We start from the raw sequence: 5,805 nt of genomic DNA on the forward strand, positions 1-5,805 counted from the left end.
GGTGGTGACAGGCCTACTCGACATTAAAGACATTCAGCTCCTGAGCTCGCTGTTCCATGAGTGCGGCATTGTCATCTTGCCTCAAACCTGCGTAAGCCAGACCCATTCGGTATAAATTATAGGGATTCAATTGATCAGATTGCTGCAACTCGTCGACAGCAGACCATGTGATACTTTCACTTTAGGGCTGCCTTAGGCACCCGTATCCCACTGTTTTAAAATATCCAGCAATTGTTCAATTTCCTGTATCGTGTTGTAATAATGAGGGGCGATCCGCAGTCCCCCACCTCTCAAAGAAAGGTTGACCTGGGCTTCTGAAAGAGCCTCATACACCGCTTCATTCTTTTTACTCTCTCTATGAGTGAACATACAGATACCACTCACTTCTGTTTCGGAATATGCATACATCAGTTCGAAATCTGTATCCGCCAAACCCCACTCAAATTGTTTAAGCAGAGCCCGAACGTGACGATTAATGCTATCGATCCCGCATCCCAGGAGCAATTCAGTGGCTTTTTCAGCACCCACGATCCCAGGTGCATTAAAGGCCCCCAATTCAAACCGACGGGCATCTGGACTCATTTTCTGTTCAAAATTCCCATAATCAGTAGGATCCGCATGACCCATGTAACCCAGATAGGTCAAATTCAGTTTGTCTTGAAGTGCTTTGGTCAAGTATAGAAAACCAGTCCCCAGGGGAGACATCAACCACTTATGTCCACCAGCGGCTAAAAAATCAATCCCCAGATCCATTACATCAGTGGGAATCACTCCAATAGACTGGATGGCATCAACAGTAAACAGAATATCCTGCGAATGGCAAAGCTCAGAAATAGCCTTCAGGTCAGCCCGATAGCCTGTCAAATATTGAACACTGCTTATTGAGATCAAGCGGGTTTCTGGTCTGATGGCAGACTCAAAAAGCTCTGGTGTCACCCGGCCATCCCAGGCTTCCACAAACTCAACCTCCACCCCTTTTTTCCGCAGATTGAGAAAGGGCATAACATTGGCGGGAAACTCATTGACATAGAGCAGAATATGATCTCCGGAGTGCCAATCCAATCCTGTTGCCAAGACATTAATACCTGTAACAGTGTTGGCCATGATGGCAATTCGTTGAGGGGAAGCATTGATCAATCGACCATAATTACTTCTGAGTCCCTCCATGTGGTTCTCAGCAATATTCCAGGTTAGGGGATCTCCCAGGCGACGGTGTTCAAAAAATTCATCCATGGCTTGAACAACCTGTCTGGATAAGGGTGAATAGGCAGCATGATTCAGGAAGAGCCGCTGACCGGCAACATCAAAATAGCTGCGGAATTGTGTCTGGGTGATCACAGGGAAGCTCCTCTAATTATCAGTTTATCCTTCGTGATGACAACAGGACGGTAGTCGTTTTCTGGCCGCAATATTCCCCTTTATGCCATCAATGGTAAAACCATAATCCATCAAGTAAGTTTTGATCTCTTCAGCTGTAACATGATTTTCGCGATACTTAATCTGCGCCTTTTGCGTCTGAATATTGACAGTCACTGCCTTGATCCCGGTCAATGAAAGTATCCGCCCTTCGAAGATATGCTGGCCATCCAGACAGATCAGTTCCTGAATCTCCAGTTCCAGAGTCAGAATATTTGATTCCGTGGCGCAGGATAACAGCAGCCCCCCTAGCAGGATGATGATTAGAAGTCGACGAAAACAGATCCTATTTTTCAGCTTCAACCTCCTGAAGACGTTTTTCCATGCCGGCATATTTTTCGTTCAGTTCATCTAACTGTTTTTGCAGCTTTTTGTTCTCAGCAGAATCTCCCGAAGCCTGGATGAGTTGGATCTGCCGTTTTATCAGGGGGTGATCCTGAACCGGAAGACGAGTGAACAAGGCTTTCAAAGAAGCCAACCCTTCACTGATCCTGGCAGCACCTAAATTGTGAGCTGCCGTGATATTCACAGAATAGCTGGGGTCTTCAGTGGCATCACACAAAGCTTGAGAGGCTTGCTTCCTCAAATGGATTGGCAACCAGTCTCGTAGATTGGTTATTGCCTCGAGTCGTGCAATCTTTTCATCGAAAAAATGAACGGGGTGTTCCATACCGACATGGAGTGTTTCCCAGGCAGCTTCTGAGCGACTGGCACCCAGACCCAGATAAGCTCCTGCTCTCACCAGATTTCTCCAGCCGTCTTGTTTAGAATTAGTTTCAAGAAGCGGCAGATCACTTGCATCACCCTGCTTGCCCAAACTTTCCAAAAGAGCCATCTGCCCTCGATAAGGCAGGCTTTTTTCCTGCAGTTTCGTTAAAATGGCAGTTCTTAAGGATGGATAACGATGAGCGCCGCAAGCGTTGGCTGCTGCTTCAATGACCATGGGATCCTGTTCTCTGATCAGTAGGTCCGCCAGCAGATCATAAGCATACGGGTTGCCTACTTTTTCCAGGGAGCGATAAGCATGGATGCGCAAACCCCAGCGCTTTTCATTTTCGAGATAATCGCGGATCGCCTGTAAATTCTTACGTTTCCCGGTTTTAGCTAATTCACTTACGGCCTGCATCATACTCCGAACGGTCTGACCATTCATCAATAAATGTCGTAGTTTCTCATCACCGGGATTAAACTCTGCTTCAAAAAGAGCCTTCATGTGGGGATCCAGGATAATATGTTTGGGCTCATCCATCTTGATCTGGAAGATCTGAACCCCTTTGTCCAGGTGAACGGTTTCGAGATGATCCTGTCCCTCACTATCCTGCCAAACAAGGTCCAGATCCATTTCAAAAAGTTCCACACCCTTATCCTGATCCACCTGTGTTTGCTCAATGGTAAATTTCCCACGACCCTTTTTGTTATCATATTCAAAAGCTGCTTTTAGAATAGGATACCCCTTGGATCTGAACCACATGTCAAAAAAACTGTCCAGATTTAGACCGGAATGTTTTTCGATACAGCGTTGAAAGTCCAATGATTTTACTGTTTTCCGGGCGTAGGTATTCACATAGTCCTGGACACCGGCCCAGAATTCCCCATCTCCGACCAAATGTCGCAGCATGTGTAGACGCCAGGCACCGCCGGGATAAAGATGCATGTCAAACATGTTCCAACTGTGATCATATTCCCGGGTGATAATGGGACGTACATATTTATTTTTTGCCTCACCCATATAGCTGAGAGCCTCTTCAGCCATTTGCCAATCCATGGCATCTTTACCTTCAGAATCCTCCAACCAAACTGACTCAATGTAGGTTGCCCAGCTCTCTTTAAGCCAGACATGGGCAAAATCATAGGCTACGATGGCATCCCCAAAATAGGAGTGGGACATTTCATGCACATTGATTAGATCCATGATATACTGCCACTCCAGCGCCATGGTCTCATCCAGCATGAATTTGTCATCCCAGGTCACCAGAGAGATATTCTCCATGGCTCCGCCAATTTCACGACCAGCTACCTGATAGTATTTGGGATAAGGGAAATCCATACCAAGCTTCTTTTGCATCCAGATCAACATCTTGCGAGTTGCACCAAAAGTGCGTTTCAGCTGTTCTGGTGTATAAGATTTATCCGCAAAGTAAGCGATGGGTAGTTTGCCCAGAGGTTCATCCTGGTATTCTGAAAATTCACCGATTGCAATGCAGGCGAGGTAACTCGGGCAAGGGTAATCCAGCTTCCAATGAGCTGTTTTCAGACCTGCTTCCACTTTTTCTGAGATCAGCGCTCCATTGGCCAGGATGGTCAACGATTCTGGAGCAGTAAGATAATATTCCATTTTAGAGCGAACGGTGGGAAAGTCTATACAGGGGAACCAATAGCGAGCGCGCTCCGTCTCATTGTCAGTGATAGCATACAGGGGAAATTGGGGACGCTGTTCATCCGGTTGTGAAAATTTAAGGCCTGTGAGTGGTTCCTTGATGGAATAGTCGATTCGGATCACGCGTTCCTCACCGGCTGATAATCCCGATTGAAAGTATAGCTTGATCAACTGGTCATCATAGCTGTGAGTAAGAGCTTTCCCTGAAACATCCTGCACGATGAGGTCATCAAAGTCCACCGCATCAAGCTTGAGAGACTGCGCGCCCTCAACATTGGCTCGAATGGTAATCAAGGCATATCCAGTGGCAGCCCGTCCCTGAAGATCGATGGTCAGGTGAATCTCGGTATGGATCGGTTCCAGCTTCAAATCTGGTGCATAATTTTTAGTTGCTCCCGGGAGGGTAAAACCATCATGAAGTGACTGTCTACGTTGTTGTAATTGCTTATATTTCATACTTGATCCTTCGAAATTATTTGGAAAATGCGGATAACGGGACTTCGAACCAATCGCGTTGTTCATTGGTAATGATCAAGGTGTTGGCATCCTTAAAACAAATGCCTTCTGCCTGATCCACTTTTAGTAAGTTTACTGATTGGGGTGTTTGAGACAGGAAGTCATCACCCCTTTTGGGCCTGGGAAAATACCAGATCGTGGAAACCAGGGGATTTTGGGCAAGCACAACCAGAGCTGATTCATCTGGAGCAATATCAGCATCGGTGACCCAGCCTCCCAGATTCTCTTTACGGCTGATGTATTTCAACACGTTTACTTTGGAAGTATGCCGCGTATCCATCCGATAAAGTTTGGTGGCCGGAGACGGTTTAAAAATGTGTTGATCAGAGCGATGTTTGGTAAGAAAATAGATTTTTCCCTTGAATGTATAAATGGCTTCGCAATCGTACTCCCACTCAGATGGAGGATATTTATGTTGATCCTCATAGCGCACTGGATACCAGGCCAGGGGTCTGATCTTGCGAGATGCATGAGGGTTGGGTTCAGGAATCAGATAAACCCCCAGATCACGCCGGGCGTTCCCGTTATTCCCGATATCGCCAATGACCAGTGTGTCACCCAATACAGCCATCGATTCCCAATCATACAAAGTGGCTTCAATAACTTCCATACCTGGGTAAATCCTGTCTTCCTGATCACCATAATATTTTTGTAGGTACCCCGGAATGATAATTTCTCCCTCAATATTCAGGGGAAAGATATACGGTTCTGTATCTGAGTCGTTGGATACCCAGAAAACATTATCATAGGTACGACTCTTGACAATAGCGCTCTGTTCATCGATGGAAGGATGGTCAACTCTACATATTTTGACTTGTCCAAAAACCAGGGATGTGATTCCCAGAATGTAAACAACGAGGATCAGAAAAGGATTTTTCATGAAACTCACTCCCCCATTTATTGATGGAATTCTCTGTAAAAGAAGCTCGACATTTGATGCAAATAATGTAAATACTGACATGAGTGCAAATTCACCAATTGGCGGAGGAAATCAAGCGAAAATCTGGTTAAACCGGCGCTATCATAACTACAATTATTATTTGCAAAACACGTATGGGGAGAAGATTCGCAAAGTCTCATTGCATGGAGGATTCACCTGTCCCAATCGGGATGGCAGCAAAGGCTTTGGTGGTTGTATCTATTGTAATAACGACAGCTTTGTGCCCCATTATATCAACCATAACATGTCCATTCCTGGTCAGATGGAGGCCTCCATTCCTTTCATGCAGGAACGTTACGATGTCCAAAAATACATTGCGTATTTTCAGGCATATTCAAATACTTACGCTGAACTGAAAAAATTGAAGCTGCTCTATGAAGAGGCTATCAACTATCCCGACGTGGTGGGACTGGATATCGGTACCCGCAGCGATTGTGTAGATGAAGCTTTGTTGGAATTTTTAGCTCGGTTGAACGAACGGGTTCAGGTCACTCTTGAATATGGCATCGAATCCATCCATGATGGATCATTGAGGTGGATGAACCGGGGACATGAT

General features: G+C 45.7%; 5 protein-coding genes. 1 reads left to right on the forward strand and 4 read right to left on the reverse strand.

The window, feature by feature from the left end:
• Positions 1 to 192 precede the first annotated feature (192 nt).
• Genes U9Q77_01800 through U9Q77_01815 form a run of 4 tightly spaced genes read right to left on the reverse strand, consistent with a single transcriptional unit; the run spans position 193 to position 5,189 of the window.
• Complete coding sequence (locus U9Q77_01800; GenBank protein ID MEA3286098.1) at positions 193 to 1,338, reverse strand: aminotransferase class V-fold PLP-dependent enzyme; 1,146 nt, start codon at positions 1,336 to 1,338, stop codon at positions 193 to 195.
• Positions 1,339 to 1,362: 24 nt separating this feature from the next.
• Complete coding sequence (locus tag U9Q77_01805) at positions 1,363 to 1,719, reverse strand: hypothetical protein (protein MEA3286099.1); 357 nt, start codon at positions 1,717 to 1,719, stop codon at positions 1,363 to 1,365.
• A complete protein-coding gene (locus tag U9Q77_01810; GenBank protein MEA3286100.1) occupies positions 1,703 to 4,249 on the reverse strand; it encodes a M1 family metallopeptidase in 2,547 nt (848 codons plus the stop codon). Before U9Q77_01810 ends, U9Q77_01805 begins: the two co-directional genes overlap by 17 nt.
• Positions 4,250 to 4,265: 16 nt before the next feature.
• Positions 4,266 to 5,189, reverse strand: a complete 924-nt coding sequence (locus U9Q77_01815) for a hypothetical protein (protein ID MEA3286101.1) — start codon at positions 5,187 to 5,189, stop codon at positions 4,266 to 4,268.
• On the opposite strand from U9Q77_01815, the gene U9Q77_01820 reads away from it, so the two are divergent.
• Positions 5,188 to 5,805 (forward strand): hypothetical protein (locus tag U9Q77_01820; protein ID MEA3286102.1); only part of this gene is annotated, 618 nt, incomplete at its 3' end. The two genes, U9Q77_01815 and U9Q77_01820, sit on opposite strands and share 2 nt — an antisense overlap.

The organism is Candidatus Neomarinimicrobiota bacterium, assembly GCA_034716895.1.
GTDB lineage: Bacteria > Fidelibacterota > UBA8477 > UBA8477 > JABMPR01 > JABMPR01.